This window comes from Cetobacterium sp. ZWU0022 (assembly GCF_000800875.1).
Lineage (GTDB): Bacteria > Fusobacteriota > Fusobacteriia > Fusobacteriales > Fusobacteriaceae > Cetobacterium_A.
Window position 1 is genome coordinate 1 of the sequence record NZ_JRJZ01000065.1, and the last position, 1,632, is coordinate 1,632.

A 1,632-nucleotide genomic window follows, 5' to 3' on the forward strand; every position below is an offset into this window, starting at 1 on the left:
GTAACTACTCAGCTAGTAACTAATAAAGTTTAATAGGAAAGATACTTTTTTCAAATTAATGAAGAAAGTATCTTTTTTTGTAGTCAAAATTATGATACAATATTTTTAGAAAATAAATTGTCGGAGGTGAAACTAAAATCATGGAATCTAGAATCAAAGAGTTAGAAAAAGAAAATAATGAGTTAAAGCTAATTATTCAACTTTTAACAAGAGAAATTGAAGAGTTAAAAGCTAAGCTTAATATGAACAGCTCAAATAGTAGCTTACCACCATCTTCTGATAGATTTAAAAAAAAAGATAAAAAACAAAGGTCTCTTAGACAAAAGAGTGAAAAATCTTCTGGTGGACAAATTGGACATAAAGGTAGCACTCTTCAAAAAGTTCAAAATCCTGATTTTGTAGTTGAACTTCCTAACAATACTTGTACTAACTGCTCACATGATTTGACAGACATTAAAGCTAACGCGATTAAATCACGTCAGGTTTTTGATATTCCTGAAATTAAAATTAACATTACTGAATTTAGAGCTCACTCTAAAACCTGTCCTCATTGTAATGCGAAAACAACTTCAGAATTTCCTAAAAATGTAACTCATAGTGCCCAATATGGGTCTAATATCAAGGGATTAATTTTAAATTTAAATATTTATCAAAGTTTACCGTATAAACGTTTACAAGAATTACTTAATGATGTTTTTAATTTAAAACTTAGTCAAGGAACGATATACAATACTCTTAAATCAGGGTATTCTAAACTAGAATCTGTTGAGGAATTCTTTAAAGAGCAATTAGCTAAGTCCACTGTTGCTCATGCTGATGAAACAGGAACTAAAGTTAACGGTATAAATCGTTGGATTCATTCATTTTCTAATGATTCATATACTGTATTAAGTGCTCATAAAAATAGAGGTAAAAAAGCGTTAATTGAAGCTGGGATTATTGAAAAATTTAATGGTATTCTTGCTCATGATTGTTGGTATGCTTATGATTCGTTTAATAATCTAACTCATGCTTTGTGCTGGGCTCACTTTTTAAGAGAACTCCAAAGTATTCAAGATAATACAAGCTTAAAGTTCCCAGAAAACATTAAAAATTCAATTTTTAAATTGAAAGATATTGTTGATAAAGGTGAAAGTATAAATGAGGCAGAAGAGTTATCTTTGTATTTGGGATATGTTAATGCAATAGAGGAAGGGATAGTCGAAGAAAGAAAGCATTATCCTTTTGATCCAACTTCAGAAGGGAAACCAAAAAGAAGTAAAGCATACAATTTACTTAAACGATTATCTCGATATGAGGATGTTTTAAAATTCTTTACAGAAAGAAACGCTGAAATTTTTACAAATAATGCGGCAGAAAGAGAAATTCGAAATGTAAAGGTCAAAAGTAAAATACAAGGTACATTTAGAAGCGATTTAGGTCCTGACATGTTTTGTAGAATAAGAGGATATATCGCAACAATGAAAAAGCAAGGATTAAATCAGTTCGATGCTTTAAAAAGGATATTTGAACTTGAAGATATTATTTCATTAATAGCTAAATAGAAAAGGAGACTACTATATCTAACGATATAGAAATCTCCTATTATTTAGCTATTTTTTATTTTTTGTAATCTACCAGCTGAGTAGTTAC

The 1,632-nt window shown here is 29.2% G+C and carries 1 protein-coding gene; it reads left to right on the forward strand.

What is annotated here, in order from left to right; genetic code table 11:
• Positions 1 to 140 precede the first annotated feature (140 nt).
• Positions 141 to 1,544, forward strand: a complete 1,404-nt coding sequence (locus L988_RS05780) for an IS66 family transposase (RefSeq protein WP_052191713.1) — start codon at positions 141 to 143, stop codon at positions 1,542 to 1,544.
• The last annotated feature ends 88 nt before the right edge of the window (positions 1,545 to 1,632 follow it).

Bases quoted from the DNA above. Each gene is read 5' to 3' on its own strand.
- L988_RS05780 (WP_052191713.1), top strand. From the start codon at position 141: ATGGAATCTAGAATCAAAGAGTTAGAAAAAGAAAATAATGAGTTAAAG.